Annotated in this window: 28 protein-coding genes and 1 pseudogene; 4 read left to right on the top strand and 25 right to left on the bottom strand. The window is 38.0% G+C overall.

Annotated features, from left to right (window positions below; translation table 11 throughout):
* Positions 1-653: 653 nt before the first annotated feature.
* The 24 genes and pseudogenes from DET63_RS07315 to DET63_RS07200 all read right to left on the bottom strand — a co-directional run bounded on the left by DET63_RS07315 (position 654) and on the right by DET63_RS07200 (position 21,510).
* On the bottom strand, positions 654-902 hold the full coding sequence (locus DET63_RS07315) for an HPr family phosphocarrier protein (protein ID WP_002016081.1): 249 nt from the start codon (positions 900-902) through the stop codon (positions 654-656).
* Positions 903-925: 23 nt separating this feature from the next.
* Positions 926-1,876, bottom strand: a complete 951-nt coding sequence (gene whiA, locus DET63_RS07310; protein WP_002016082.1) for a DNA-binding protein WhiA — start codon at positions 1,874-1,876, stop codon at positions 926-928.
* Between the two features lie 88 nt (positions 1,877-1,964).
* Positions 1,965-2,918: a gluconeogenesis factor YvcK family protein gene (locus tag DET63_RS07305; protein WP_113936267.1), complete on the bottom strand. Its 954-nt coding sequence runs from the start codon at positions 2,916-2,918 to the stop codon at positions 1,965-1,967.
* 3 nt (positions 2,919-2,921) lie between these two features.
* Entirely contained in the window at positions 2,922-3,803 is an 882-nt protein-coding gene (rapZ, locus tag DET63_RS07300; protein WP_002016084.1) for an RNase adapter RapZ, read from the bottom strand.
* Between the two features lie 20 nt (positions 3,804-3,823).
* Positions 3,824-4,282, bottom strand: coding sequence for an NUDIX hydrolase (locus tag DET63_RS07295; protein WP_001190080.1), 459 nt, complete (start codon positions 4,280-4,282; stop codon positions 3,824-3,826).
* 215 nt (positions 4,283-4,497) lie between these two features.
* Positions 4,498-5,304 (bottom strand): DUF368 domain-containing protein, encoded by an 807-nt coding sequence (locus DET63_RS07290; protein ID WP_002016085.1) that lies wholly within the window; start codon positions 5,302-5,304, stop codon positions 4,498-4,500.
* Positions 5,305-5,466: 162 nt separating this feature from the next.
* Positions 5,467-6,423: a thioredoxin-disulfide reductase gene (gene trxB, locus DET63_RS07285; protein ID WP_002089563.1), complete on the bottom strand. Its 957-nt coding sequence runs from the start codon at positions 6,421-6,423 to the stop codon at positions 5,467-5,469.
* Positions 6,424-6,507: 84 nt separating this feature from the next.
* Positions 6,508-8,019 (bottom strand): tetratricopeptide repeat protein, encoded by a 1,512-nt coding sequence (locus DET63_RS07280; RefSeq protein ID WP_113936266.1) that lies wholly within the window; start codon positions 8,017-8,019, stop codon positions 6,508-6,510.
* 145 nt (positions 8,020-8,164) lie between these two features.
* Positions 8,165-8,671, bottom strand: a complete 507-nt coding sequence (locus DET63_RS07275; RefSeq protein ID WP_002139159.1) for an acyltransferase — start codon at positions 8,669-8,671, stop codon at positions 8,165-8,167.
* A 53-nt stretch (positions 8,672-8,724) separates the two neighbouring features.
* Entirely contained in the window at positions 8,725-9,372 is a 648-nt protein-coding gene (gene ppaX / locus DET63_RS07270) for a pyrophosphatase PpaX (RefSeq protein ID WP_113936265.1), read from the bottom strand.
* A gap of 66 nt (positions 9,373-9,438) precedes the next feature.
* Positions 9,439-10,251 (bottom strand): prolipoprotein diacylglyceryl transferase, encoded by an 813-nt coding sequence (gene lgt / locus DET63_RS07265; protein WP_002034719.1) that lies wholly within the window; start codon positions 10,249-10,251, stop codon positions 9,439-9,441.
* Positions 10,252-10,275: 24 nt separating this feature from the next.
* A complete protein-coding gene (hprK, locus tag DET63_RS07260) occupies positions 10,276-11,205 on the bottom strand; it encodes an HPr(Ser) kinase/phosphatase (RefSeq protein ID WP_002016091.1) in 930 nt (309 codons plus the stop codon).
* 156 nt (positions 11,206-11,361) lie between these two features.
* The gene (locus DET63_RS07255; protein WP_002089574.1) at positions 11,362-11,742 is read right to left on the bottom strand and encodes a phage holin family protein; all 381 of its coding nucleotides are present in this window, start codon (positions 11,740-11,742) and stop codon (positions 11,362-11,364) included.
* Between the two features lie 186 nt (positions 11,743-11,928).
* A complete protein-coding gene (uvrA, locus tag DET63_RS07250) occupies positions 11,929-14,799 on the bottom strand; it encodes an excinuclease ABC subunit UvrA (protein ID WP_002016096.1) in 2,871 nt (956 codons plus the stop codon).
* A gap of 5 nt (positions 14,800-14,804) precedes the next feature.
* On the bottom strand, positions 14,805-16,781 hold the full coding sequence (gene uvrB / locus DET63_RS07245) for an excinuclease ABC subunit B (RefSeq protein WP_002016097.1): 1,977 nt from the start codon (positions 16,779-16,781) through the stop codon (positions 14,805-14,807).
* 152 nt (positions 16,782-16,933) lie between these two features.
* On the bottom strand, positions 16,934-17,365 hold the full coding sequence (locus DET63_RS07240) for a DUF4362 domain-containing protein (protein ID WP_080118320.1): 432 nt from the start codon (positions 17,363-17,365) through the stop codon (positions 16,934-16,936).
* Between the two features lie 47 nt (positions 17,366-17,412).
* Entirely contained in the window at positions 17,413-18,033 is a 621-nt protein-coding gene (locus tag DET63_RS07235) for a hypothetical protein (protein WP_113936264.1), read from the bottom strand.
* Complete coding sequence (locus DET63_RS07230; RefSeq protein WP_061689022.1) at positions 18,030-18,791, bottom strand: MerR family transcriptional regulator; 762 nt, start codon at positions 18,789-18,791, stop codon at positions 18,030-18,032. Before DET63_RS07230 ends, DET63_RS07235 begins: the two co-directional genes overlap by 4 nt.
* A gap of 100 nt (positions 18,792-18,891) precedes the next feature.
* The gene (locus DET63_RS07225; RefSeq protein WP_002034710.1) at positions 18,892-19,119 is read right to left on the bottom strand and encodes a hypothetical protein; all 228 of its coding nucleotides are present in this window, start codon (positions 19,117-19,119) and stop codon (positions 18,892-18,894) included.
* Between the two features lie 20 nt (positions 19,120-19,139).
* Entirely contained in the window at positions 19,140-19,535 is a 396-nt protein-coding gene (locus DET63_RS07220) for an ATPase (RefSeq protein WP_113936263.1), read from the bottom strand.
* Positions 19,532-19,753, bottom strand: coding sequence for a hypothetical protein (locus DET63_RS07215; RefSeq protein WP_002143738.1), 222 nt, complete (start codon positions 19,751-19,753; stop codon positions 19,532-19,534). Before DET63_RS07215 ends, DET63_RS07220 begins: the two co-directional genes overlap by 4 nt.
* A gap of 17 nt (positions 19,754-19,770) precedes the next feature.
* A pseudogene (locus DET63_RS07210) lies at positions 19,771-20,158 on the bottom strand (hypothetical protein).
* A 9-nt stretch (positions 20,159-20,167) separates the two neighbouring features.
* Positions 20,168-20,365 carry a helix-turn-helix transcriptional regulator gene (locus DET63_RS07205; protein ID WP_002143740.1) on the bottom strand — a complete coding sequence of 66 codons (198 nt, stop codon included), beginning with the start codon at positions 20,363-20,365 and terminating at the stop codon, positions 20,168-20,170.
* Between the two features lie 122 nt (positions 20,366-20,487).
* Complete coding sequence (locus DET63_RS07200) at positions 20,488-21,510, bottom strand: YeiH family protein (RefSeq protein ID WP_113936262.1); 1,023 nt, start codon at positions 21,508-21,510, stop codon at positions 20,488-20,490.
* 152 nt (positions 21,511-21,662) lie between these two features.
* On the opposite strand from DET63_RS07200, the gene DET63_RS07195 reads away from it, so the two are divergent.
* The 4 genes from DET63_RS07195 to abc-f all read left to right on the top strand — a co-directional run bounded on the left by DET63_RS07195 (position 21,663) and on the right by abc-f (position 25,425).
* Complete coding sequence (locus tag DET63_RS07195; RefSeq protein ID WP_113936261.1) at positions 21,663-22,556, top strand: LysR family transcriptional regulator; 894 nt, start codon at positions 21,663-21,665, stop codon at positions 22,554-22,556.
* 51 nt (positions 22,557-22,607) lie between these two features.
* Positions 22,608-22,976, top strand: coding sequence for a MerR family transcriptional regulator (locus DET63_RS07190; RefSeq protein ID WP_002016114.1), 369 nt, complete (start codon positions 22,608-22,610; stop codon positions 22,974-22,976).
* A gap of 4 nt (positions 22,977-22,980) precedes the next feature.
* Positions 22,981-23,526 carry a flavodoxin family protein gene (locus tag DET63_RS07185; RefSeq protein ID WP_113936260.1) on the top strand — a complete coding sequence of 182 codons (546 nt, stop codon included), beginning with the start codon at positions 22,981-22,983 and terminating at the stop codon, positions 23,524-23,526.
* 264 nt (positions 23,527-23,790) lie between these two features.
* On the top strand, positions 23,791-25,425 hold the full coding sequence (gene abc-f / locus DET63_RS07180; RefSeq protein WP_113936259.1) for a ribosomal protection-like ABC-F family protein: 1,635 nt from the start codon (positions 23,791-23,793) through the stop codon (positions 25,423-25,425).
* Between the two features lie 282 nt (positions 25,426-25,707).
* Here abc-f and DET63_RS07175 read toward each other — a convergent pair whose 3' ends face one another.
* Positions 25,708-26,019, bottom strand: a complete 312-nt coding sequence (locus DET63_RS07175) for a heavy metal-binding domain-containing protein (RefSeq protein ID WP_002068307.1) — start codon at positions 26,017-26,019, stop codon at positions 25,708-25,710.
* Between the last annotated feature and the right edge of the window lie 31 nt (positions 26,020-26,050).

The raw sequence follows: 26,050 nt of genomic DNA, 5'->3' as shown, positions 1-26,050 counted from the left end.
CTGGGATACACTTAAAAGCAGAAGCGGCTCGTTCAGAATCGCAGGGCGTTGGAGCCCCTGATTCCGAGGCGCTTTTTGCCTCGAATGAAGGGGCGAAACGACCGGAGATTCTAGCCGCTGGAGCTGGATACACTTAAAAGCAGAAGCGGCTCGTTCAGAATCGCAGGGCGTTGGAGCCCCTGATTCCGAGGTGCTTTTTGCCTCGAATGAAGGGGCGAAACGACCGGAGATTCTAGCCGCTGGAGCTAGATACACTTAAAAGCAGAAGCGGCTCGTTCAGAATCGCAGGGCGTTGGAGCCCCTGATTCCGAGGCGCTTTTTGCCTCGAATGAAGGGGCGAAACGACCGGAGATTTTAGCCGCTGGAGCTAGATACAACTAAAAGCGGAAGCGCCCGTCAACAGGGCGCTTTTTTTATTATGTACAAGGGTATCACATACCCCACCTAGTATCTAATCCAATATATCAGCGATTTTTCAATTTTATCGACCACAACTCAAATTATATCGGCGTTTCGACACAACTTATCGACTTACCGACAATTTCCGACAAGCATGAACCACCAACATACCCCGACTGATTGTTACCCCGCACCAAACAGAATGCCCGCAAGTAACAAAATAAAAAAAGCTATCGCACATTCGCGATAACCCTTTATTGTACATATGCAGTTAATGCTTCCAAAGCCTCTTCTGCATCTGAACCTTCTGTTGTGATTGTAATCATGCTACCAGTTCCGATTGCTAAGCTCATAATCCCCATTATGCTCTTTGCATTCACTGTCTTTCCATCTTTCTCGATGAAGATATCCGCATGAAAGCGATTTGCCTCTTGTACAAACAACGCAGCCGGACGTGCTTGTAAGCCGTTTTTTAATGCCACTTTAACCAGTTTTTGAACCACAGCTCCATTTCCCCTTTAACCTTTTATTTTTTTGCTACTGTTTCCCCCGCGCGTAATTTCTCTGCAATTTCATCGATTTTACGCAAACGATGATTAATACCCGATTTACTAATTTTCCCCCCGGATACCATCTCACCTAACTCTTTCAATGTTACATCTTGATAATCTCTTCGTAACTGTGCAATTTCTCTTAATTTATCTGGCAAAATATCAAGCCCAACCGTCTCATCAATATAGCGGATGTTCTCAATTTGCCTTAGCGCTGCACCAATTGTTTTATTTAAATTAGCTGTTTCGCAGTTAACTAAACGATTTACTGAATTACGCATATCGCGAACAATTCGAATATCTTCAAATCTTAAAAGTGCATTATGAGCACCTATAATATTTAAAAACTCTGTAATTTTTTCAGCTTCTTTCAAATACGTAATGTACCCTTTTCTTCTTTCCAACGTCTTACTATTTAAATCAAATCCGTTCATCAGTTCACATATAGAATCATTATGTTCCTTATATAACGAAAAGATCTCTAAATGATAAGATGATGTTTCTGGGTTATTTACTGAACCACCTGCTAAAAATGCACCGCGTAAATACGATCGTTTACAACATTTCTTCTCGATTAATTCCTGCGATATATTTCGAATAAACGAAAAGTCATCTCGAACAATGTGAAGATCTGCTAATATTTCGCGAGACTTCTCAACAAGCCGCACGATATATACATTATTTTTCTTCAATCGCATTTTTTTACGAACAAGTAATTCTACCGTCACATCATATCCTTTTTTCAAAAGCGTATAAATCCTTCTTGCAATTGCTGCATTTTCCGTTTGAATATCGATAGATAGGCGACGGTTTGAAAAAGAAAGCGATCCGTTCATTCGAAGCAACGCCGATAATTCCGATTTCTCACAGCATTCCTTCATTTCAAGGTTGGTCAACTCTTTCTTTGTTTCTGATGCAAATGACACAGTCAACACCTCCTTATACTATTACTTTGGAACAAAAATCTTGTCCTATATGAATGAGGAGCGTTACCTCAAACGAGGCAACGCACATTTATAACAATGAATATAAAATAGAAGCTAACTTTAATGTATCATGCCTTACAACACGCTCATCATATTTCGCTAATCTATCTTGAATGATTTCGATATTATGTTCAGCAAAACGATTTGTATCCAGTGCAACTGGTTCCGACATCTCTTCCTCATATAACTTACGTAATTCATGAGGAATATCACGATTATTTACAATCGCAGTGTCGATAAATGGTTTACCTAAATGATCATGTAACGCCTGCACATGATCAAACGCAGTATAACCCTTCGTTTCGCCCGCTTGCGTCATAACATTACATACATATACCTTCTTCGCTTTTGCAGCAAGAACAGCGTCTCCAATTTTGTTAACAACTAAATTCGGTAATATACTTGTGTACAGACTTCCTGGACCGAAAACAAGCAAATCAGCTCGTTTAATTTCCGTCAACGTTTCACATAACGGTTCTACATCTTCTGGAGTTAAAAAGACACGATTAATCTTCTTCCCGAAATGAGGAATCTTTGATTCACCTGTTACAATTTCTCCATCTTCTAATTCTGCATGAAGTACCGCACTTTGATTCGCTGCTGGTAATACACGTCCTCTGACATTTAATACTTTACTCGTTTCCGTAATCGCGTGGTAAAAGTCTCCTGTAATCGAAGTCATACCTGCCAACAATAAATTTCCTAACGCATGCCCTTTCAGTCCGTCTCCAGTTGTAAAACGGTGCTGAAATAAAGCCTCCACTAATGGTTCTACATCCGATAACGCAACAAGTACGTTACGAATATCACCTGGAGGTGGAATTTCTAGCTCATCACGTAGTCTACCTGAACTGCCTCCATCGTCGGCTACTGTTACAACTGCTGTAATATCAACAGGATATTGTTTTAATCCCCTTAATAAAACAGAAAGTCCAGTTCCACCTCCCATGATAACAATTTTAGGTTTTCTCTCTTTTTTCATCCCCTAATGGCCCTTTCTCTTCTCCACATCACGATGAGATACATGAACGCTATACTCTGGTTTCAAATGTTTCCCAAGGTACTCTGTAAGCGTAACAGAACGATGTTGCCCACCCGTACATCCAATCGCAATTACAAGTTGACTCTTACCTTCTCTTTTATAATGAGGCAGCATGAAAGTGATAAGATCCGTCAATTTCTCTAAAAACTTATGTGTTTCATTAAATTTCAACACATACGACGAAACTTCTTCATCCAGTCCTGTTAATGGCTTCATATGTGGAATATAATATGGATTTGGTAAAAAACGAACATCAAATACTAAATCAGCATCAATTGGAATTCCGTACTTAAATCCAAATGACATAACATTTACACGAAATGCTTGCTCAGTTTCTGTTGAGAATAAGTGAACAATTTTTTCTCGTAGTTCTTTCGGTTTCAAATCAGATGTATCAAGCACAATATTCGCTCGTGCCTTCATATCAGTTAAGAGACCACGCTCAGCTTCAATTCCCTTTAACGGCAAGCCAGTTGGCGCAAGTGGATGCGAACGTCTCGTTTCTTTATAACGAGTTACAAGTGTGCTATCTTTCGCATCTAAAAATAAAATATGAGGAATAATCCATGTACGTTCTGATAAATCATCAAGCGCTCCCCATAAATATTCAAAAAACTCTCGGCCACGTAAATCAATACCGAGTGCCACTTTATTCATTTTTCCTTTTGAATCTGCCATAAGTTCAATAAACTTCGGCAATAACATCGGTGGTAAATTATCTACACAAAAATATCCTAAATCTTCGAAACTTTGTAACGCTACCGTCTTTCCAGCTCCAGACATCCCTGTAATAATTACCATTTTTATATCATTATTCTCTGTCATCGTATCCTCTCCTTGCAGGTTTAACTCGGATCTAATCGATATGAAAGCAACTCAAAATCTGGGGTATATACAAATGTACCGTAGATTATACCATTCCCTTTAATTAAATAATCAATAATGTGATAATCTCCTGGTGCCATTGCTAAATCATCAATTTTATCAAATGTATGCCAACCAATGATGCCTTCTTCGCTCTCTAATTTGTTTTCTCCTGCAAAATCTGTTGCTAAAAAGGAGAACATCATCCATTCAGAAACAACTTTATCACCTTCTTGGATGACAAAAGTGAAGACCCCTTTTAATGCTGGATTCTTTAAATAAATACCTGTTTCTTCACGATACTCGCGAACAACGGAATCTCTTACTGTCTCACCACGCTCCATTTTCCCGCCCGGTGCAACCCACCAATTTCGGCGAGGTTTTTGGAGTAAGAGTACTTCATTATCTCTAATTAACACACAGTTTGTCACTCTTTGCATGTTTCTTCACCTCAGCTACTTGCAGCAAAATTTCTCACTGCATACTCATTTCATTATACTATCAAAAACAGTTTGCTACAACGAAGGTGCCAGTCCCCTTTCGCTAAGCAATTGTAAAAATTCTTTCTATAACAAGCAATCAAAATACCTTACTTCCCATGAATAGCACATAAAAATCCCCTTAACGATTTTTATCGTTAAGGGGATTAAAACACTTATTTCTTACCGAAATAAGTAACAACCGCAAATCCTAAAATAAAAGTAATAATTGAACTTACAATTGAAATTCCACCAGTCGGAATGCCAGGGAACACAATGACAATCGACCCGATAACGAGCCCAATAATTGCCGCAAATGTCATACTTTTATAACGATCTAACAAATAACTAATTCCTTTACTACTTACAACAAATCCGGCCATCACTCCGGCACCGATAACCACGATTAACGGTAAATTGAGTGTAGTTAAAGCGTTAATTGCTGTCGGATACACACCAATAATTAATAAAATAAACGATCCACTAATTCCAGGAAGAAGCATAGCCATACTAGCCATCCATCCTGCGAAAAATAAACCAATTGCATTTAAAATTGTTAACGTCGTAATCGGATCAGCTGCCTTATCTGGTTTAAAGAATGCTGTTATTGCAACAAGAATTGCTGCAATTATTAATAAGGCAATATGACTACCTTTAAACGTTGCCTTTGCATCAGCTTCTCTCATTAACATCGGTAATATACTAATAATTAAACCGAGGAAGAAAAATTGAGTCGGTTCATAATGATTTGCTAATAAATATTTAATAACATGACTTAACGTTAGAAAAGCTGCCGCTACACCAGCTGCAAGTGGGATTAAAAACGCTAAATGTTTTTTCCATTCACGACTAAAGAATCCGCTAATTGCTGCGAGCAATTGTTCATAAATCCCCAACACAACAGCGATTGTTCCGCCGCTCACACCAGGAATTAAATCACTAACGCCCATACAAAATCCACGATATATATTACGCCATTCCATACTGAATAAATTCCTCATTTCTTATAGTGATTTTTCCCGTAAATTCTAGTATAACAATAAGAAACACTATATTCTTAATTATTTTTGACAAAAGTTTGACATTTGAACAAAAAAAAGAAAGCCACCTATCGGTAGCTTTCTTCCAAAAAGGAAAAAACACCCTTATTTTTCTGTTACAGTCTTTAGTTCCTCTACTAACTCTTCTATATAATGCTGTGCACTCTGCGCTGCAATACTACCATCGCCTGTTGCCGTTACAATTTGACGAAGCATTTTTTCACGAACATCACCAGCTGCGAAAATACCAGGAACTTTCGTTTCCATACGCTCGTTCGTTTCAACATAACCATTTTCATTTGTAATACCTAGCTCAACAAACGGTTTTGATAATGGTAACATACCGATGTATATGAAAACGCCGTCAGTTTTAACTTCTTGCTCTTCTCCGCTGTTTACATCTACAAGTGTTACGCTTCCTACTTTACCATTTGCATCGTTAATTTCTTTTATAGTGTGATTCCAAATGAAATCTACTTTCTCATTTTGGAAAGCACGATCTTGTAAAATTTTCTGTGCACGAAGAGTGTCACGACGGTGAACGATCGTTACTTTTGATGCGAAGCGTGTTAAGAATACACCCTCTTCAACAGCAGAATCTCCGCCGCCAATAACAACAAGTTCTTTCCCTTTAAAGAATGCACCATCACATACTGCACAATATGATACACCCCGGCCGCCAAGTTCTGTTTCACCTGGCACACCAATTTTTTTATACTCTGCACCGCTTGCAACGATAATTGCACGTGCTTTATATTCTTTTTTACCAGCAATAATTGTTTTGTACTCTTTACCATCGATGATTGCTTTCACATCACCGTATGCATATTCAGCACCAAATTTCTTCGCATGCTCAAACATTTTATTTGATAAGTCTGGTCCTAAAATAGACTCATAACCTGGATAGTTCTCTACATCTTCTGTATTTGCCATTTGTCCACCTGGGATACCACGCTCAAGCATCAGTGTGCTTAAATTCGCACGAGATGTATATACCGCAGCTGTCATACCAGCTGGTCCTGCACCAATAATAATGACATCATAAATTTTTTCTTCTGACACACTATTCACTCCCATTCATTCATACACATTAAGTTACCCTCATTATACTGTTAGCATCATTTTTTTCCCAATGATTTGCCTACCCTACGTGTGCGTGCGCTTAACAGCCTGCACATACTTTCGTACAGTCGCTACAGATACATTATATACATCACCAAGCTCTGCCTGTGTCATCTTATTTCTTTGTTCGCCGCGCACAATGTATTCAATTGCCGCTGACCAACCGTACACATTTGTAAAGGTCGCTCCAGATGTATATAAACGTATGAACGTGCAAAACCAAAAATTTAAACACTCTTCGATTAATTCATCGTCTTTTTTCGTATAATTGTATAATGCATCCGCGATTCGTACGCACTGTTCAAATTGCTGTAAATCAGCTGGGATACTTTTATGACTATTAAGTAAAAAGAAATATTTTGCAAGTTGCGATACGATTGGAACACCATTTTTCGCTTGCGTTACATCAAAGAAGAATCCAACCTTCTCTGGTGTTGACAATTCATTCATTAAATATAAAGCTAGCATTTTCTCTTCTAGTGTCGTACTTTGCTGAAATGATTTTCGTAGCTCTTCAAATAAAAGATTTTGTCCTTCATCTGCTAAATTCAGTGCATTCCACGGTTCTTTTCCTTTTTTATCAGGATGCAATTCTACAACATGTTGCCACATTTTTTCAGCTACTTGCTGTTCCTTCACCATATACGCAGAGTATGCAAACCAGTAATAAAAACTGACATCTCCTTCATAACCTTGACGCTTTAATACTTTGAACCATTTATATGCAGGTTCAAAATGACCAATTGTTGCAAGCGTTGTTCCAAGTTTCAAACGATGCTCAAATGAAATTGGATATACCGAAACTAACTGCCCCGCTAATGACTCTACTTGCTTATGCTCTCCAATTGAATATAGAAAAATAAGCGTATTACAAAGCGCATGCATATTACCAGGATTTTTCTCTAAAATCATTTCTGTTAACTTAAGCGCTTGATCTACATTACCTGATTGAAAATGTGCAATCGCTAAATTATTATGTCCTGACCAAAATTCTGGATATTCTTTCGTAACAACTTCTAGTGTAGCAATCGCCTCTTCTAATTGTCCGTTACGAATGTAGCGGTTCGCTTCTTCTTGCATAACAATTAGCTCATCTTCATCCTCAATCTCTTCCGCACCCATTGCATCTTCTTCCATAATCTCAAGCAATTCTAATGTATCTTTTACAAATTCCTTCTCTTCCGCAACTTCTAAATATCGCTCTGCATACTTCTTCGCCTGTTGAAACAAGCCCATATATGCATAATTATTTGAAATAAAATAATAGCATTGCTCAAGTTCAGGATTGGATCTAACAAGCTTTAGAAATATCTGATTCGACTCTTGATATTCACCAGATTCAGATAATGCTATTGCTAGTTGGCATAAAATAAACGGCTCCTTTTCGCTTTGTGCTGCTCTTCGAAAATATTTAATTGCATCTTGCAATTTTTGCCCTTTATAAGCCCTCATCCCTTTTTTATAAAAGAAGTCCGCTAACTGATTAAAAGAGATAACTTGTCCGTTCTCCTTATATATTCTTTGATTTTTCCCCATATATCCTCCAGTTTTTTGTTTTCTTCGTTCACACATTCTTCTATCTATAAGTATAAACGATTCCGTAAAAAACAAAACAGTATATTATACTCAATTATTTCCTTTTTATTCATAAAAACAGAAGGGAAATGTTACATTTTTAACATCAACCTTCTCTAGTGGCCATTTCCTCTTTCGTATAAATAATACGCATCGGATTTCCGCCTACGAAAGCGCCGCCTGGTACATCTTTATGGACAAGTGTGCCTGCAGAAACGATAGCTCCATCTCCAATTGTCACACCTGGTAAAATTGTCGTATTCGCTCCAATCATAACTTCATTCCCTATGACGATTTCTCCGAGTCGATACTCACGAATTAAATATTCATGCGCTAAAAGCGTTGTATTATAGCCGATAATTGAATTGTCTCCCACAGTAATCTTTTCTGGAAACATAATATCTGGCATTACCATAAGTGCAAACGACGTTTTCTTTCCTACTTCCATCCGTAAAAACGTGCGATATAACCAATTCTTTACGGATAAAAATGGCGTGTAACGTGCGATTTGGATGATAATAAAGTTTTTCATTACCTTCCAAAAAGAAACTGTTTTATACACATTCCACAATGAATTTTCTCCTGAAACAGGATAGCGCGTTGTCCGTCGCACTGAACTCTCTCCTCTACTTATATGAAGTGACACTTTAACCGGCAGGAATCTTACTACCCGTTAATGCGGGACAAAATCGGTAGTAAATCACTCATTTTATCTAGCACATAATCTGGTTTATACGCTTCTAAATACGCTCTACCTTTCAATGTCCATGAAACCGCTACTGTTTTCGTACCTGCATTTTGTCCACCGACGATATCATGATGATTATCACCAACCATCAATGTTTCTTCTGGCTTTGCATCTAATAATTCGAGTGCTTTTTGAAGTGGTTCTGGATGTGGTTTCACATGTTCCACATCATCAATCGTCACGACAACATCAAAAAACTGATCAAGTTTCGAAAGCTTTAATCCCATTTCAACCGTCTGTCTCGCTTTCGTTGTAACGATGCCGATCTTATAACCTTTCTTCTTCAATTCTTGAACCGTTTCATATACAGTTTCATACTCTTCCACTAATTCATCATGATGCTCATGATTAAATTGACGATAACATGTAATCATCTCTTCAACCTTACTTGCATCAATTTTACTAAAAGTATCATGCAAAGATGGACCGATAAATGGCAATACATCTTCACGCTTATACTGATTAGAATAATAGTGATTTAACGTATGTAAAAAAGAAGAGATAATAAGTTCATTTGTATTAATTAACGTTCCATCTAAATCAAATAACACTGTATTTATTTTCATCGTCCTTAATCCTTTCATTACCTGAATATGAAAGAAGCAGCATCTTATATAAGATGCTACTTTTCTCTAATTTTCTAAATATCTTTTATCAGCTTGCCCCATTTTTCGTCTCACAATAATGAAAATGATAGAAATAACAACAATTCCAATAGACATTACTTGTGCAATACGAAGTGGTCCTAACATTAAACTATCTGTACGCAAACCTTCTACGAAGAAGCGTCCCACTGAATACCAAATTAAATATGTGAAGAATAATTCACCACGGCGTAAATTCACTTTTCGTAACGCGAGTAGTAAAATAACACCTGCAAAGTTCCATAATGATTCATATAAAAACGTTGGGTGATAATACACACCATCAATGTACATTTGATTAATAATGAAATCTGGTAAATGAAGACCTTCTAAAAACTGTCTCGTTACTTCATCACCATGCGCCTCTTGGTTCATAAAGTTTCCCCATCGGCCAATTGCTTGTCCTAGTAAAATACTCGGCGCAGCAATATCCGCTAACTTCCAGAATGAAAGCCCGCGTCGTTTCGCAAAAAGGATTCCTGTAATAACAGCCCCGATTAAACCACCATGAATCGCCAAACCACCTTGACGAATATTAATAATTTGACTCGGATTTTGCGAATAATATTCCCATTCAAAAATGACATAATACATTCTCGCAAAAAGAATGGCAATTGGTACTGCGATTAATACAAGGTCGATAAATGTATCTTTGTGAATACCAAGCCTTTCTCCCTCGCGGGTTGCTAGCCAAAGACCTAATAGCACACCTGTACCGATAATAACCCCATACCAATAAACAGGGAACGGCCCAAGTTGGACTGCTATACGGTCAAGCTGTGGTACAGAACCTAACAGCATATATATGACCTCCCTCTCCAGAGTCTACTCTTGATTTCCTAACTCAATCGCACTCATTAATCGTTCAGAGAACTGTTGTGCCGCATTGACTCCCATACGTTTTAATCTGAAGTTCATCGCTGCTACTTCAATAATAACAGCCAAGTTTCGACCAGGACGAACTGGAAGTGTAATCTTCGTAAGTTCTGTATCAATAATCTTCATCTTCTCTTCATCAAGACCTAAGCGATCATAATTTTTCTTTTGATCCCAAATTTCAAGATTAATAACAAGTGTAATACGTTTATAATTTCGTACTGCCCCTGCACCGAATAACGTCATTACGTTAATGATACCTAGACCACGAATTTCTAATAAGTGCTCAATTAAATCAGGTGAGCTCCCTACTAATGTATCTTCATCTTCTTGACGAATTTCTACGCTATCATCCGCAACAAGGCGGTGACCACGCTTTACAAGTTCAAGCGCTGTCTCACTTTTCCCGACACCACTTTGACCTGTAATTAAAACACCAACACCATAAATATCTACTAACACACCATGAACAGCTGTTGTTGGCGCTAACTTACCTTCTAAATAGTTTGTTAAACGACTTGATAATCTCGTCGTCGTTTGAGCAGAACGTAATAAAGGCACGCCTGATTCACGTGATGCTTGTAATAACTCATCCGGTACATCTTGATTACGAGTTACAATAATACAAGGCGTCTCCTCAGTACAAAGCGCTTTCATTCTCTCTTGCTTTTGCTCTGTCGTTAACGTATCAAAGAACGTAAGCTCCGTTTTCCCAAGAAGCTGCACGCGATCAGCTGGATAATATGTAAAAAATCCTGCCATTTCAATTCCAGGTCGCGATAAATCACTCGTATCAATCGGACGATGAATCCCTTCTTCACCACTTACTAACTCCAATTGGAATTGTTCAATTAAATCTTTTGTCCTTACTTTCGGCATATGTATAAACCTCCACTCCGCTGCGGGTTCAGTCTCATTTGATGTAAAATTCCATTCTATCGGATATTGTACCATTTTTTTCTGGAAACAAGAAACTCGGTTTCTAATAAATAGAAAAAAACATTTCATATGAATCATGAAATGTTTTTCTTTTTGTCATTTTCTCTTTTTTTCATGTAATGGTTCAACAATTACTTTTTCAATTATCATATTAAAAATAGAAATACAAATTGCCGCAACAATCGCTACACCAAATCCAGATATATTAAAGGCGTCCCCTAATAACGAATCCGTCATCTTTAACGTAATCGCATTAATAACAATTAAGAAGAAACCGAAAGTTACAAGAGTAATCGGTAGCGTAATTAAAATTAAAAGCGGCTTTACAAATACGTTTAAAATCGCCAATATAATACTCGCAATAATTGCAGTTTGTATATTTGCTATGTAAAATGCGTCTGGTGCAACCCCTTTTAAAAGTCCGGATACAGCTATTAACACAACGCTATTTACAAGAAGTGATACAATCCATCTCATTTCCTTACACATCCTTTTAACATATATATTTCATCATACGCTAATAGACAATAAACGCAAGTATCATACGAGCGCTTATATCAACTTATTCTATCCTTCATGCTTGTATACCTATTAACAACCTTACTAGTTTTCCTTAGTGAAATAAAAACCGAGTGCAATTCCCACTCGGCTTTCATTAACAACTTATTGTGATAACTCTACTTCTTTTATTTTCTCTTTCATTCTTGCTTTATCACGATCTAAAATCTCTTTTAAATACTTACCTGTATAAGAGCGCTCTTCTTTCACTACTTGCTCTGGCGTTCCGGAAGCAACGATTTGTCCGCCTTTGTCTCCGCCTTCTGGTCCAAGGTCAATAATATAATCAGCTGTTTTAATAACATCTAAATTATGCTCAATTACAAGTACCGTCTCACCACTCTCAACAAGACGTTGCAACACTTCTAGAAGGCGTGCAATATCATGTGCATGTAAGCCAGTCGTTGGCTCATCTAAAATGTATAACGTGCGCCCTGTAGAACGACGATGTAATTCAGAAGCTAATTTCACACGCTGCGCCTCACCACCTGATAACGTCGTAGCTGGTTGTCCTAATTTCATATAACCAAGCCCTACATCTACAAGAGTTTGAAGTTTACGCTTAATTTTCGGGATATTAGCAAAGAACTCTACCCCATCTTCAATTGTCATCCCTAACACTTCAGAAATATTCTTATCTTTATATTTCACTTCTAACGTTTCACGGTTGTAACGTTTACCGTGACAAACTTCACATGGAACATACACGTCTGGTAAGAAATGCATTTCGATTTTAATGATTCCATCACCGCGGCACGCTTCACAACGACCGCCTTTTACGTTAAAGCTGAAACGTCCTTTTTGATACCCACGTACTTTCGCTTCATTCGTGTGCGCAAATACATCACGAATATCATCAAATACGCCAGTGTATGTCGCCGGATTTGAACGTGGTGTACGCCCGATTGGTGATTGATCAATATCAATCACTTTATCTAACTGCTCAAGACCTTTAATTTCTTTATGAGCCCCTGGCTTTGCTTTCGCTTTATATAGCTTTTGAGCTAATGATTTGTATAGTACTTCATTAATTATCGTACTTTTTCCAGAGCCAGATACGCCTGTTACTGCTACAAATGTTCCTAGAGGGAATGACATTTTCGCATTCTTTAAGTTATTTTCTTTCGCACCGACAATCTCCACTTTACGTCCGTCACCTTTACGTCTTTCAAGTGGTACCGGAATAAACTCTTTACCGCTTAAATATTTCCCAGTTAATGAATTCTCGTCTTGCATAACTTCAGCTGGTGTACCTGCTGATACAACTTGACCACCATGAATACCTGCACCAGGTCCGATATCAAGTAAATAATCAGCAGCCATCATCGTATCTTCATCATGCTCAACAACAATTAACGTATTTCCTAAATCACGCATTTCCTGCAATGTACGAATAAGACGATCATTATCACGCTGATGCAAACCGATAGAAGGCTCATCAAGAATGTAAAGTACGCCAGTAAGGCGAGAACCAATTTGTGTCGCTAAACGAATACGCTGCGCCTCACCACCTGATAAAGTTCCTGCGGCACGACTTAACGTTAAATAATCTAAACCGACGTTCACTAAGAACCCAACACGTTCCTGAATTTCTCTTAAAATTAAATGAGCAATTTTTTGTTGTTTCTCCGTTAACTCAACAGTTGAGAAGAACTCCTGTACTTCTTGAACAGAATATTTCGTTACATCGGCAATCGTTTTATCACCAACGAAAACAGCTAAACTCTCAGGCTTTAAGCGTCCACCTTTACACTTCGGACAAGCTTGCTCTGCCATATATTTCTCCATTTGCTCGCGAATATAATCAGAACTCGTCTCACGATAACGACGCTCAATATTCGGGATAACACCTTCAAATAAAATCTCATTTTCCTTTACTTGACCAAATTCATTCACATAGCGGAAATAAAGCTTCTCTTCTCCGCTTCCGTACAGCACTTTATCAAATAAATCCTTCGGTATATCTTTCACCGGCATATCCATATCGATGCCGTAATGATTACACACAGATTTTAATAATTGCGGGTAATATTGTGAACTTGTCGGTTCCCAAGGAGCAATCGCATGTTCATTTAATGATACATCCCAGTTCGGAATAACAAGTTCTAAATCTACCTCTAACTTCGATCCAAGCCCATCACAAGAAGGACACGCGCCGAACGGACTATTAAACGAGAACATACGCGGCTCTAATTCTCCGATTGAAAAACCACAATGTGGACAAGCATGATGTTCACTAAATAGAAGTTCTTCCTCTCCCATTACATCGATTAAAACTCGGCCCCCGCCAAGCTTTAAAGCACTTTCTAGTGAATCTGCAAGTCGGCTTGCAATTCCTTCTTTCACAACAATACGGTCAATAACAACTTCAATTGAATGCTTCTTATTTTTTTCTAAAGTAATCTCTTCCGATACATCCAGCATCTCTCCATCAACGCGCACACGAACATAACCTTGCTTCTTAATATCTTCTAATACTTTCGCATGCGCACCTTTACGCCCTGACACGATAGGCGCTAGCACTTGTAACTTCGTACGTTCAGGATATTCAAGAACACGGTCTACCATCTGTTCCACTGTTTGTGATGTAATTTCAATTCCATGATTCGGACAAATCGGCGTACCAATTCGTGCAAATAATAAACGTAAATAATCATAAATCTCCGTTACCGTTCCAACCGTTGAACGAGGATTACGACTCGTCGTTTTTTGATCAATTGAAATCGCTGGAGATAAACCTTCAATCATATCAACATCCGGCTTATCCATTTGCCCTAAAAACTGGCGCGCATACGCAGATAAAGATTCCACGTATCTACGCTGCCCTTCTGCATAAATCGTATCGAATGCTAACGATGATTTCCCCGAACCAGACAATCCCGTCACAACAACAAGCTGATTTCTCGGAATGGTTACGTCAATATTTTTTAAATTATGCGCTCTAGCACCTTTTACAACAATAAAATCTTTACTCACTCTTTTCACCCTTCCGCTTTTAATTCTAATAGTAAATCTCTTAATTCAGCTGCACGCTCGAAATCTAATGCCTTTGCTGCTTCTTTCATCTCTGCTTCCATCTTCGCAATTGTATTTTCACGTTCTTTTTTCGTCATCTTCTTAGCTGGTGTTGCTTCATATATTTCCGTATCCTCAGCTGCTGTTGTCGCACGAATAACGTCACGTACTCCTTTTTGAATCGTTTTCGGCGTAATACCATGCTTTTCATTGTAAGCTTCTTGTATACTACGACGACGCTGTGTTTCTTCAATTGCAATTCCCATCGATCTCGTTATGCGATCTGCGTACATAATAACGCGGCCGTTTGCATTACGCGCCGCACGACCAATTGTTTGAATTAATGAACGCTCTGAACGTAGGAACCCTTCCTTATCAGCATCTAAAATAGCTACAAGTGATACTTCTGGAATATCTAATCCTTCTCGTAATAAGTTAATACCGACAAGTACATCAAACTTACCAAGGCGAAGATCACGGATAATTTCAATACGCTCTAATGTTTTAATTTCAGAGTGAAGATAATTCACTTTAATTCCTACATCTTTTAAATAGTCCGTTAAATCCTCTGACATTTTCTTCGTTAAAGTCGTAATTAATACACGTTCATTTTTCGCAATCCGGTCATGGATTTCTCCTAATAAATCATCTATTTGTCCTTCAATTGGTCGTATATCAATTGGTGGATCTAAAAGCCCTGTTGGACGAATAATTTGTTCTATTGCTTTCGGTGACTGCTCTAACTCGTACGGTCCTGGCGTTGCCGAAACGTAAATAACTTGATTCGTTTTCTCTTCAAACTCATCAAACGTGAGCGGTCTATTATCTAAAGCTGATGGCAGACGGAATCCATGATCAACAAGCACTTGCTTACGTGCTTGGTCCCCGTTATACATCGCTCTTACTTGCGGAACCGATACGTGCGACTCATCCATAACGATTAAGAAATCCTCTGGAAAATAATCTAAAAGCGTATACGGCGTTGAACCTGCTGGACGAAGTGTTAAATGACGGGAATAGTTTTCAATCCCTGAACAAAAGCCCATCTCGCGCATCATTTCTAAATCATAACGCGTTCGCTGTTCTATGCGCTGCGCCTCTAACAACTTACCGTTATCATTTAATTCTTTTAAACGCTCTTCTAATTCTTTTTCGATATTTTCAATAGCGACCTTCAGCTTTTCTTCACGTGTAACGAAGTGAGATGCCGGGAAGATTGCTACATGATCACGTTCTGCTAATACTTCACCCGTTAATGCATTTACTTCTCGAATACGATCTATTTCATCCCCAAAAAATTCAATTCGAATACAATGCTCATCAAGTGATGCGGGGAAGATTTCAACTACATCTCCGCGCACACGGAATGTACCACGCTTAAAATCAATATCATTACGTCCATACTGTACATCAACAAGTTCACGAAGCAATTGATTGCGGTCCTTTTCCATACCAACTCGAAGCGAAACAACTAACTCGCGGTATTCTTCCGGAGAACCTAAACCGTATATGCACGAAACACTCGCAACGATAATAACATCATCTCTTTCAAATAAAGAAGACGTTGCCGAGTGGCGTAATTTATCAATTTCATCGTTAATTTGCGCATCTTTTTCAATAAACGTATCCGTATGTGGTACGTACGCTTCTGGCTGATAATAATCGTAATAACTAACAAAATACTCCACAGAATTGTTAGGAAAGAAATCTTTCAGCTCACTATATAACTGTCCTGCTAACGTTTTATTATGAGCCATTACAAGTGTTGGCTTCTGCACTTCTTTAATGACATTTGAAATCGTAAATGTCTTACCCGTTCCTGTCGCTCCAAGCAACACTTGCTTTTTCTTTCCACTATTAATTCCCTCTACAAGCTTCTCTATCGCTCCCGGCTGATCACCTTGCGGGGAATACTCTGAGATAATTTCAAATGGATGTTCCAACTAAAAACCGACCTCCTCATAAAAATCTGTATTATTATTTTACCACGAATGCCCATAAAAAACCTAAAAAAAACGAACAGATATTCGGTAAAGTTTTCGACAAGTTATATATAGAAAAAGGAAGGAATAAATACTTCCTTCCTCTACTAACTCTATTTTTTAAGTACATATAATAAGTCATATCCATTGCGCCCATTTTCATTCGTACAATCTATTAACCTATATGAAGTTTCTGATTCACGTTGCTCTTTAACAATCCTTTTACAACTATCTTTATGTAACCCTTTATGGTCACCAGCAAATTGATCTTGCCTATTATCTAACACATAAAGTATATCTTTCTCACTATGCTCTAACGTTTGAAAAATCGGGTCACCTTCATGTGTATACTGTACAATTCTTATTTTATCAACTTCCCCTTGTTCCACATTCCAAACGAACTTCTCGAATTTATCTAGATTAGAAATTTCCGCCCCCTTTGCAACGACATCATTCTTCTTATCAATTGCACTGTTAGGTTGTGAACATGCTACTAAACTAAAGAGAAATAAGCATATAAAACCTGTTCTTTTTCCTATCGTTATCCTCTCCTATACAAACTATTGGTATACTAGAAAAAAGCTACTTTCCTCTATGAAAGTAGCTTCTTATTTCCTTTCTCCTTCTTCGGAAAAATAACATATGAAAATGAAATCGCAGTATCCGCTAAAAGAATAATAGCCCACACTTTGCTTACACGACTTGCTGCTTTATTTAAAACGATTCCTGACTCTAACCAATTCCCCCACTGTTCTACTGGAATAAGCCCATACATGAAGAAAAAGAATATATGAACAGCAATAAACAAAATAAGATGTAAAATCCAATTTTTTATTTCCTGCTTCGCATGCGCCATCCCTGTTACTTCAAGTGGTTCTTCGATAATAGGCGCCGGTTCATTCCGCCACTTCGCAACTAATTTTTGTACATATATATCTAATTTCTTCAAATCCTTTTTCCCATAAAAAACTGCATATAATAAAATGATTACCGTAATGATTTGAAAATTAGAGAACTTCCCTGTTTGATAGTAGTCCACTACTCCTAAAGTTAAAATAAACACTTCATTTACAAGTAGCACAATCCCCATAATAAAACTTGCCTTTTTCAAGCGAAATCCATACCTTAGTAAAAAGAATCCGATAGCTGATAACCAAAATACAATCTCTGCCCCAATTAAAAAATACCAACGATATTCTGCAAGTATACTCATTTATCCCTCTCCCTTTCGTCATATATACGAAAAGCCTCATCCATATATAATAGAAGCTCTTCTTCAATTGGATACATACTCATTTTCTGTGAATCTTCTTTTGACTTTCTTACTTCCCACAATTTATCTAAAAATGCTTCATCACCATTTGCCATCTCTAAACACTTCTGCATTAATTTCTTTGTTGCGCCTTGTACCTCATCACATGATGCTTCCTTACCGTCTTTCATAAAGTTACGTAGTTGCTTTAATAAATTTACCCATTCTAAAACATTCGGGTCTTCTTCACTCATGTTCGGCAAATTATGAAGCAACTTTTGTTCTCCCTTAGAAAAAACTTCATTTTGAAACATCTCACGTATTCGCGGAGACTGTTTCGAAAGCTGAATGAGTTCAAACATAACTTTCCAATCCAGTTCTCCTTCCACATCTACCGAATAAACAACAGCTTGTAAAACACGCTCCATTCGATTGAATTTCTTTTGTTCTTCCTGTACAAACCGAAGTTGTTTTTCAAGAGAATCCTTTAAGTTAAGCTCACCTTTTACTAACATATTCGCAGCCTCTTTTAATGAAAAACCCATTTCTTTTAAAAATAAAATTTGCTGCAAACGAACAACATCTCTCTCGCTATATAACCGATGTCCTCCATCAGTTTTCCCACTCGGCTTTAATAAATCAATTTGATCATAATAACGTAACGTCCTTACTGTAACCCCTGTTTCCCTCGTTAGTTCTTGAATTGAAATCAACTCCATCACCTCTTCTCCTTCATTATAAAAGGTGACGTAACGTAACTTTCAAGTAGTTTGTAAAAAAAATACAAAAAGCTATTTATACCTTTTGTATAAACAGCTTTTATGGAAATAACCCCTTTTGTATAGCACGCCCACAAAATAAAATAATTGCCCCTACAACAACACTTGTTGCTGTTTTATGATAATGCGCTAAAATTAATAAATAGTATGATAAACCTACAGCACCAATCATAATACATACACTTGGCACTGGATTACGAGAGAAGTTTTGTATTCCCCAAAACAAAGCAAAAATAGCCGTAGCGACACATAATACCGGTAATCCCATCCCGTTTCCCCTTTATATATCTATTTACTGGTCTTTGTCGCTAATACACTTGTTGATGCCATGCTAATTAAAAAACCTAAAATAACTATATGTAATAATTCATTTACATCCAAGGTTTGTCTATCTAAGTACTTATTTACAGAAAGATACGCGATAAAAAACAAAAAGAAACCTACCATACAAGCCGTAAAGTATTGCTGCATTTTTTTCATGATTCTCTCATCTAATGCAGGTACACCTTCTTCTTTCCATCGCTTTCGCTCCTTATACTCAGACACAGCGTATAAACTAATAAGGGCTACATTTGAAATCAATATCGCTCCCCACGAAATATTTAAAATGACTAAACTTGTATTTAAAATAAGCCCCGCTAAAGATAAGCTTCCTATAAACCTCATAACTTCTTGCTTATTCATGTATTACCAGCCTCTTTCTTATTTCTATACTTCCACTTCGGCCAATAATTCACAAAGAAATAAACAAACTGTCCTAATACAAATAAAACAAATGGCATGCCCGCATTTCCATAAACAATTAAATTATACAAACTCCATACCGCTAAACTCATTGTTAAAAACAACCCTAAATATTTAAACGCTTTATCCGACTGAAATCTCTCAAACTCATCTTGCATTTTCATTCCTCCTATCGTTATGCTCGTTTTCCCGCCATTACTCCTATGATGAGACTACCCGCAAATAAGGAACTACATATCATAAATATTTTTTGCACTGGTATAACAGCTCTGCCTATTGCTTTACTCGCAACAATATAAACAATAAGCAATAAAAACGCGCATACAAATGAAACATTTACATACCTTTTTATGTTTTCATTTACTCGCTCATCTATATCTGGAAGTTCTTCTTTTTTGTACTTACGCTTTTTGTAATACACACACTATCAAAAATGCAATTGCTAAAATGTTACTCACTACGAGTGATAAAATTGGTATAGCCGGATTCATAATATGAACTACAATGTCTCCCAAAAACAATCCAAAAGTCACACCGGTAAATAATTTTTTAGTATCGTTCATTTTTTTCCCTTACTCTAGCGTAAATATTTCCTCCACCTTCATCCCAAAATATTTGGCGATTTTTAAGGATAACTCTAGACTCGGGTTATAATGATGGTTTTCAATCGCCACAATTGTCTGCCGCGTCACTTGCATCGCCTTTGCCATTTCAACTTGCGTTATATGATTTTGCTTTCTTAACTCTTTTATTGTATTTTTTACACCCATAGGCTCCACCTTCGAAAGTAAAGATATCTTTACTTTAATTATAAATATTTCCCAATTGTAAGTAAAGATATCTTTACAAAAAAAGGTAAAAAAAGAGACATCTATAAGATGCCTCTTTGCTACTACATAAATCCTAATGCATATACAAGAACGTACCCAAGAACAGATAAGCAAACCGAGCCAATCAATCCTGCCACGAATGCCCTACTTCCTAATTTGCGGAACGTTTTAAACTCTACATTTAAACCGAGTCCTGCCATTGCCATTGCAATAAGCATGTACGCAATGACTACAATATATCCAGCAACAACTTCTGGGATAATCCCAATCGAATGCACTGCACTCATCGCTAAAAATCCAAAGATGAACCATGGAATTGGAAGGTCGCGCCACGATCTTTTTTCCTTGCTGTCCTCACTCTTACCAAACCATAATCCAATTAAAATCGCTACTGGCACAAGCATCGCAACGCGCGTTAATTTCACAATAACCGCGATGTCTACAGCCGTGCTACCTCCTGGCGCTGCAGCCGCGATAACGTGAGCGATTTCGTGCAATGTCGCACCTGAAAACACCCCGTAACCGTACGGTGAGAAGCCCAGCACTGGGTATAATAGCGTATAAATAAGTGTAAATATTGTACCTAAAATTGCAATAATCGCTGCCCCAACTGCCGTTTCTTCATCTTTCGCTTTCACTTGCGGTGCAATCGCGACAACTGCGGCCGCACCACAAATCGCCGTCCCGCATGCTGTTAAAATCCCAAGTTTCTTTTCTACTTTAAATACTTTCGTTAGTCCATATACAACGAAAATTGTAAATGTAATAACAACCGCTGCGATGACCAATACTTTCGGCCCCGCCTTCGCAATATCTACAAGATTTAACCGCATTCCAAGTAAAATGATCCCAAAGCGAAGCAACTTCTTACTCGCAAAGTTCGTTCCCACTATCGCTTCTTGAGGAATCCCGATTGCCGCGCGCCAAACCATCCCGATTAGAATAGCGATTACTAATTGTCCCATAATATTTAAAAATGGAAGCTCTGCTAAATATTTCGCGGCGATTGCGATTAATAACGTAATCCCAATACCTTGCGAAAATCCAAAGCCCTTCTTCTTTTGTATAACAAGTGTTTGTTCCACTTTGTACCACCCCAATAATCGTATTGGAACATGCATGTTCTTTCTAGTTACATTATAAGAGAATTTTAATAATAAGTTTAATATCAATATTGAATCCCTATCATCAGAAATACTTATGATAAAATAAAAGCAAAAATAAAGGGGCCTAACAAATGAACGTAGACATTTTAAAGATCTTTGTTACTGTCGTTGAGCAAAAACATTTTTCGCGTACTGCGGAACTATTAAACCTCTCACAACCTGGCGTTAGTATGCACATTCGCAACCTGGAAAATGAATTTGGGACTACACTTATTCAGCGGTCCCCAAAGCACGTCCAAGTTACGGAAGCTGGAAACATATTATACATACACGCAAAGCAAATGCTTTCACTTTATGAAGATGCAAAACAAGAAATTAATGCGCTGCATAACGTCGTAACAGGAACACTTCGCATCGGCGCTAGCTTTACAATTGGCGAATACTTACTTCCAAAAATACTTGCGCGCTTTGCCAATGAAAATGCACACGTCGAAGTTCATACATTTATCTCCAATACGGAAGAAGTTTTGCAAAGCCTCCGCTCTAATCAAATTGATATCGGCTTAGTGGAAGGCCAAGTCGTATACGCTGACGTAGATGTTGAAACTTTTATGCAAGATGAAATGAAACTCGTCGTCCCGCCAAACCACCCATTGCTCCATATCAAGGGAATTAACGAAAATGCATTGCAAGACCAAGTCTGGGTATTAAGGGAGAGCGGCTCTGGCACACGTGCCTATAGCGATCGCTTTATACACCAACATCATTTAAAAATGAAACGCTTCTTTACATTTAGCAGTATTCAAAGCGTGAAGGAAGCCGTTGCAGCTGGTCTTGGCATCGCTATCCTTTCAGATTGGACTGTTCGAAAAGAACTATTAGCAAAAGAACTATTCCACATCCCTGTTCCGAACGAAGAGCTAATCCGTCCATTCTCCATCGTGCGCGGCAAATATTTTATCCCGTCTAAAGCTATTCAAGTCTTTTTAAAACACGTAGATTCTTTTGCGAAAAAACAGAGTTGACCTTCACATTAGTGTGAAGGTTTACAATACATGTAAAAGGAGTGAAACGCATTGCGAATTGGAGAGTTATCAAAAGAAACTGGGGTTAGCGAAAGGGCACTAAGACATTATGAAGAGAAGGGATTACTCCCTTCGAAACGCCTAGCAAATGGCTACCGTGATTTTGATGAAAGTGCAATCGAAAAAGTAGAGCTGATTCAAATGTACTTGCAAATCGGCTTAAATTTAGAAGAAACAGAACGAATGCTACGTTGCCTCGAAATCGAGCCACATCTTTACGAAAATCCGTGTAGTAGTATCCTTGCACTTTACGAAGACAAACTTGATGAGGTAACGAAGCAAATCACATTACTTTCCAACATTCAAACGAATTTGCAAAAACACGTTTCACTCCTAAAACAAGCAAAAGAAAAGGGATGATTACATGTTTGTTATACATGGCAGTTCAAGACAAAACGGAAATACGGAAGCTTTAACACATATGGTGATTGATGGGATTGAAACAGAACAAATTTACTTGCGTGATCATATTGTCCATCCAATCATAGATCAGCGCCATGATGTAGAAGGATTTCAACCTGTAAATGATGACTACGGGCAGTTAACCAAACGCATGCTAGAGCACGACACGATTATCTTCGCTACACCGCTATACTGGTACGGAATGAGCGGCCACATGAAGAACTTCGTTGATCGCTGGTCACAAAGCTTGCGTGATACATCTCTTCATTTCAAAGAAAAAATGAAAGGCAAAAAAATGTACGTTGTCATCGTTGGCGGAGACAGTCCAAAACTGAAAGCATTGCCGCTTATCGCCCAGTTTCAATATATCTTTGATTTTGTTGGCTCATCATTTGAAGGGTATATTATTGGGGATGCGAATGGACTAGATGAAATCAAGAACGATGCTGAGGCGCTAGCAAAAGCACAATTGTATAATAATAAATTCAAAAATAGCAACCAGAAATAAGTTTGACAAATCCATTTGTATGCGCATACAATAAAAATAATATTATGAAAGGAAGGTACTTTGACCAATGAAGTTCTAATTCTCTTATTTATTTCATCCATCACAAATAGTGAACAAAAATGATGAAAACTAGCAGAGGATTAGTCTGTCCATTTGTCGATACTTTCTTTCGATACGATCATGTAAAAAATCGTTTATTTATGTACGATTTTTACATTGAAGGGCGACATTTATCCTCTCTAGTGAAACTAGGGAGGTTTTTTTATGACTATTTTAATCGCACGTAATATCGAAAAGAGCTTTGGTGATCGCACCATATTTACGTTACCATCACTAGAAATTCAAGTAAACGATCGTATAGGAATTGTCGGAGTCAACGGAGCTGGAAAATCTACGTTATTACAAATATTAAGTAAAGAAATAGAAGCTGACAAAGGAACAGTAACTCATCATAGTTCTATCGCCATCATTCCACAGCTTAGCGAAGAAATACCGGAAACCGCTTCTTCCCTCGCTAAAGGAAAATGGAATATTTCAAACGTCGCAAATTCAATGAGCGGCGGTGAACGAATGCGCCTAAAGATCGCCCATGCCCTCGAACAAGATGCAGGCATTCTATTTGCTGATGAGCCAACAAGTCACTTAGATATGTTCGGTACAGAGCAATTAGAAAAGACACTTTTATCTTATAAAGGTGCACTTGTTTTAATATCGCATGATCGTGATCTTTTAGATGCCATATGTACAAAAATCATCGAAGTTGAAGACGGTACTATTCAAGAATATAAAGGTAATTATTCAAACTATCGAAAGCAAAAAGAACGTGAGCGAATACAAAAGCAGGCAGAATATGATCAATATATACAAGAAAAAAATCGGTTAGAACAGTCAATTTCCCAAAGAAAGCAACGTGCTTCTAGCATGACAAAAATCCCAACACGGTTCAGTTCATCTGAATCTAAACTTTATAAGTGCAGCGGGGCTCATGGGCAAGAAAATGTTAGCAAAGTAGCGAAAGCACTAGAAACACGCCTTGAAAAGTTGGAACAGAAAGAAAAACCGAAAGACTTTTCTCAAGCTCAGTTTGACGTACAATACCACACACCAATTCATAGTAAAGCAGTTGTTCAGTTTAATAAAACAACGAAGAAAATAGGGGATCGCACATTATTTAAAAATATGAATGGAACAATTGTCCCTGGGGCAAAGCTTGCTATTTTAGGGGAAAACGGAAGCGGAAAAACAACTTTGTTCAAAATGCTTCTCACGAACGAGCGTGGCATTCAGCTTTCGAAAAGTTGTAAAATTGGATACTTTGAACAAACATTAGCTATTTTAAAAACAGATAAAACAATTTTAGAAAACGTTCTAGAAGAAACAAACTATACAGAATCGTTCGTTCGAACAATACTTGCACGGCTCCTATTCCGCCGTGAAGATGTTCATAAACCTGTGCACATCTTAAGTGGTGGAGAACGCATGAAGGTTGCACTCGCAAAAGTATTTTTAGGAAACTATAATATGCTTCTGCTCGACGAACCGACAAACTATTTAGACTTGGCAACGCAAGAAGAATTAGAAAGCATGTTACAGGAGTATCCTGGTACAATACTTTTCATTAGCCATGACCGTGCCTTTATTCGTTCTGTTGCAAACCATATTCTACAAGTAGATGAGAGCGAACCAAGAATATTCCACGGCAATTACGAGCAATACACAAAAAGAACCACCCAAGCTTCTGTAAACGTTACTGAACAAGAATTATTACGATTACAAACAAAATTAACAGAAATCATCAGCCGGATTTCTATTCCAAATCAGCATGATGACATCACATTTCTCGAACAAGAATACGAAAAATTATTAGTTCGAATTCGGCATTGTAAAGAAGCGCTCTAATGTCTTCCCCATATATCGACGGGACCTTCCACATTTCCCAAGAAATATCGAGGCTTCGACATAGAATATCACCCTACCTATCATGTTAGACACAATAACAACAAAAAGCCGTGCACCAGCACGGCTTTTCACTTTATCCCGCTATTTGTGGGCAGTAAGACTCCCACCTCAAAATTCGGCTTGAGCAAAGAAATTAGGTGGGAGTCGGGCTGCCCGTAAACGCCCGATTGGTGAGGGCTAATAATCAGTGGGGATGAACCCCCCACTGATTAAAGTTTCACTTTATATACGGACAGCAGTCCCACTCACCGCAACCATTAGCATTCCTTCGCGAACTACTTCGTAGTCCACGTCGATACCAACAATGGCGTTCGCATTTTTTTGTCTTGCGAGAGTTTTCATCTCTTCCATTGCAATGTCGCGCGCTTCTTTTAATTTACTTTCGTAGGCGCCTGCGCGACCACCGACAACGTCACGGACAGAAGCGAAAAGGTCACGCACGATATTCGCACCCATGATTGCTTCGCCATTAACGATATCGATATACTCAATAATTTCTTTCCCTTGAATTGTAGAAGTTGTTGTTACAATCATGCTTTATAGCCTCCCATGTAAGATTTTCACT

Source organism: Bacillus sp. DB-2 (assembly GCF_003315125.1).
GTDB classification, from domain to species: Bacteria; Bacillota; Bacilli; order Bacillales; family Bacillaceae_G; genus Bacillus_A; species Bacillus_A mycoides.
The sequence above is the reverse complement of the archived record's forward strand: the minus strand, read 5'-3'. Positions and strand labels throughout refer to the sequence as shown.

What these genes read in the sequence shown, in the direction of transcription:
- DET63_RS07305 (WP_113936267.1), bottom strand. Translation starts at nt 2,918, where the DNA reads ATGAAAAAAGAGAGAAAACCTAAAATTGTTATCATGGGAGGTGGAACT.
- rapZ (WP_002016084.1), bottom strand. Translation starts at nt 3,803, where the DNA reads ATGACAGAGAATAATGATATAAAAATGGTAATTATTACAGGGATGTCT.
- DET63_RS07295 (WP_001190080.1), bottom strand. Translation starts at nt 4,282, where the DNA reads ATGCAAAGAGTGACAAACTGTGTGTTAATTAGAGATAATGAAGTACTC.
- DET63_RS07290 (WP_002016085.1), bottom strand. Translation starts at nt 5,304, where the DNA reads ATGGAATGGCGTAATATATATCGTGGATTTTGTATGGGCGTTAGTGAT.
- DET63_RS07280 (WP_113936266.1), bottom strand. Translation starts at nt 8,019, where the DNA reads ATGGGGAAAAATCAAAGAATATATAAGGAGAACGGACAAGTTATCTCT.
- ppaX (WP_113936265.1), bottom strand. Translation starts at nt 9,372, where the DNA reads ATGAAAATAAATACAGTGTTATTTGATTTAGATGGAACGTTAATTAAT.
- lgt (WP_002034719.1), bottom strand. Translation starts at nt 10,251, where the DNA reads ATGCTGTTAGGTTCTGTACCACAGCTTGACCGTATAGCAGTCCAACTT.
- hprK (WP_002016091.1), bottom strand. Translation starts at nt 11,205, where the DNA reads ATGCCGAAAGTAAGGACAAAAGATTTAATTGAACAATTCCAATTGGAG.
- DET63_RS07255 (WP_002089574.1), bottom strand. Translation starts at nt 11,742, where the DNA reads ATGAGATGGATTGTATCACTTCTTGTAAATAGCGTTGTGTTAATAGCT.
- DET63_RS07235 (WP_113936264.1), bottom strand. Translation starts at nt 18,033, where the DNA reads ATGAGTATACTTGCAGAATATCGTTGGTATTTTTTAATTGGGGCAGAG.
- DET63_RS07230 (WP_061689022.1), bottom strand. Translation starts at nt 18,791, where the DNA reads ATGGAGTTGATTTCAATTCAAGAACTAACGAGGGAAACAGGGGTTACA.
- DET63_RS07225 (WP_002034710.1), bottom strand. Translation starts at nt 19,119, where the DNA reads ATGGGATTACCGGTATTATGTGTCGCTACGGCTATTTTTGCTTTGTTT.
- DET63_RS07220 (WP_113936263.1), bottom strand. Translation starts at nt 19,535, where the DNA reads ATGAATAAGCAAGAAGTTATGAGGTTTATAGGAAGCTTATCTTTAGCG.
- DET63_RS07215 (WP_002143738.1), bottom strand. Translation starts at nt 19,753, where the DNA reads ATGCAAGATGAGTTTGAGAGATTTCAGTCGGATAAAGCGTTTAAATAT.
- DET63_RS07205 (WP_002143740.1), bottom strand. Translation starts at nt 20,365, where the DNA reads ATGGGTGTAAAAAATACAATAAAAGAGTTAAGAAAGCAAAATCATATA.
- DET63_RS07195 (WP_113936261.1), top strand. Translation starts at nt 21,663, where the DNA reads ATGAACGTAGACATTTTAAAGATCTTTGTTACTGTCGTTGAGCAAAAA.
- DET63_RS07185 (WP_113936260.1), top strand. Translation starts at nt 22,981, where the DNA reads ATGTTTGTTATACATGGCAGTTCAAGACAAAACGGAAATACGGAAGCT.
- abc-f (WP_113936259.1), top strand. Translation starts at nt 23,791, where the DNA reads ATGACTATTTTAATCGCACGTAATATCGAAAAGAGCTTTGGTGATCGC.
- DET63_RS07175 (WP_002068307.1), bottom strand. Translation starts at nt 26,019, where the DNA reads ATGATTGTAACAACAACTTCTACAATTCAAGGGAAAGAAATTATTGAG.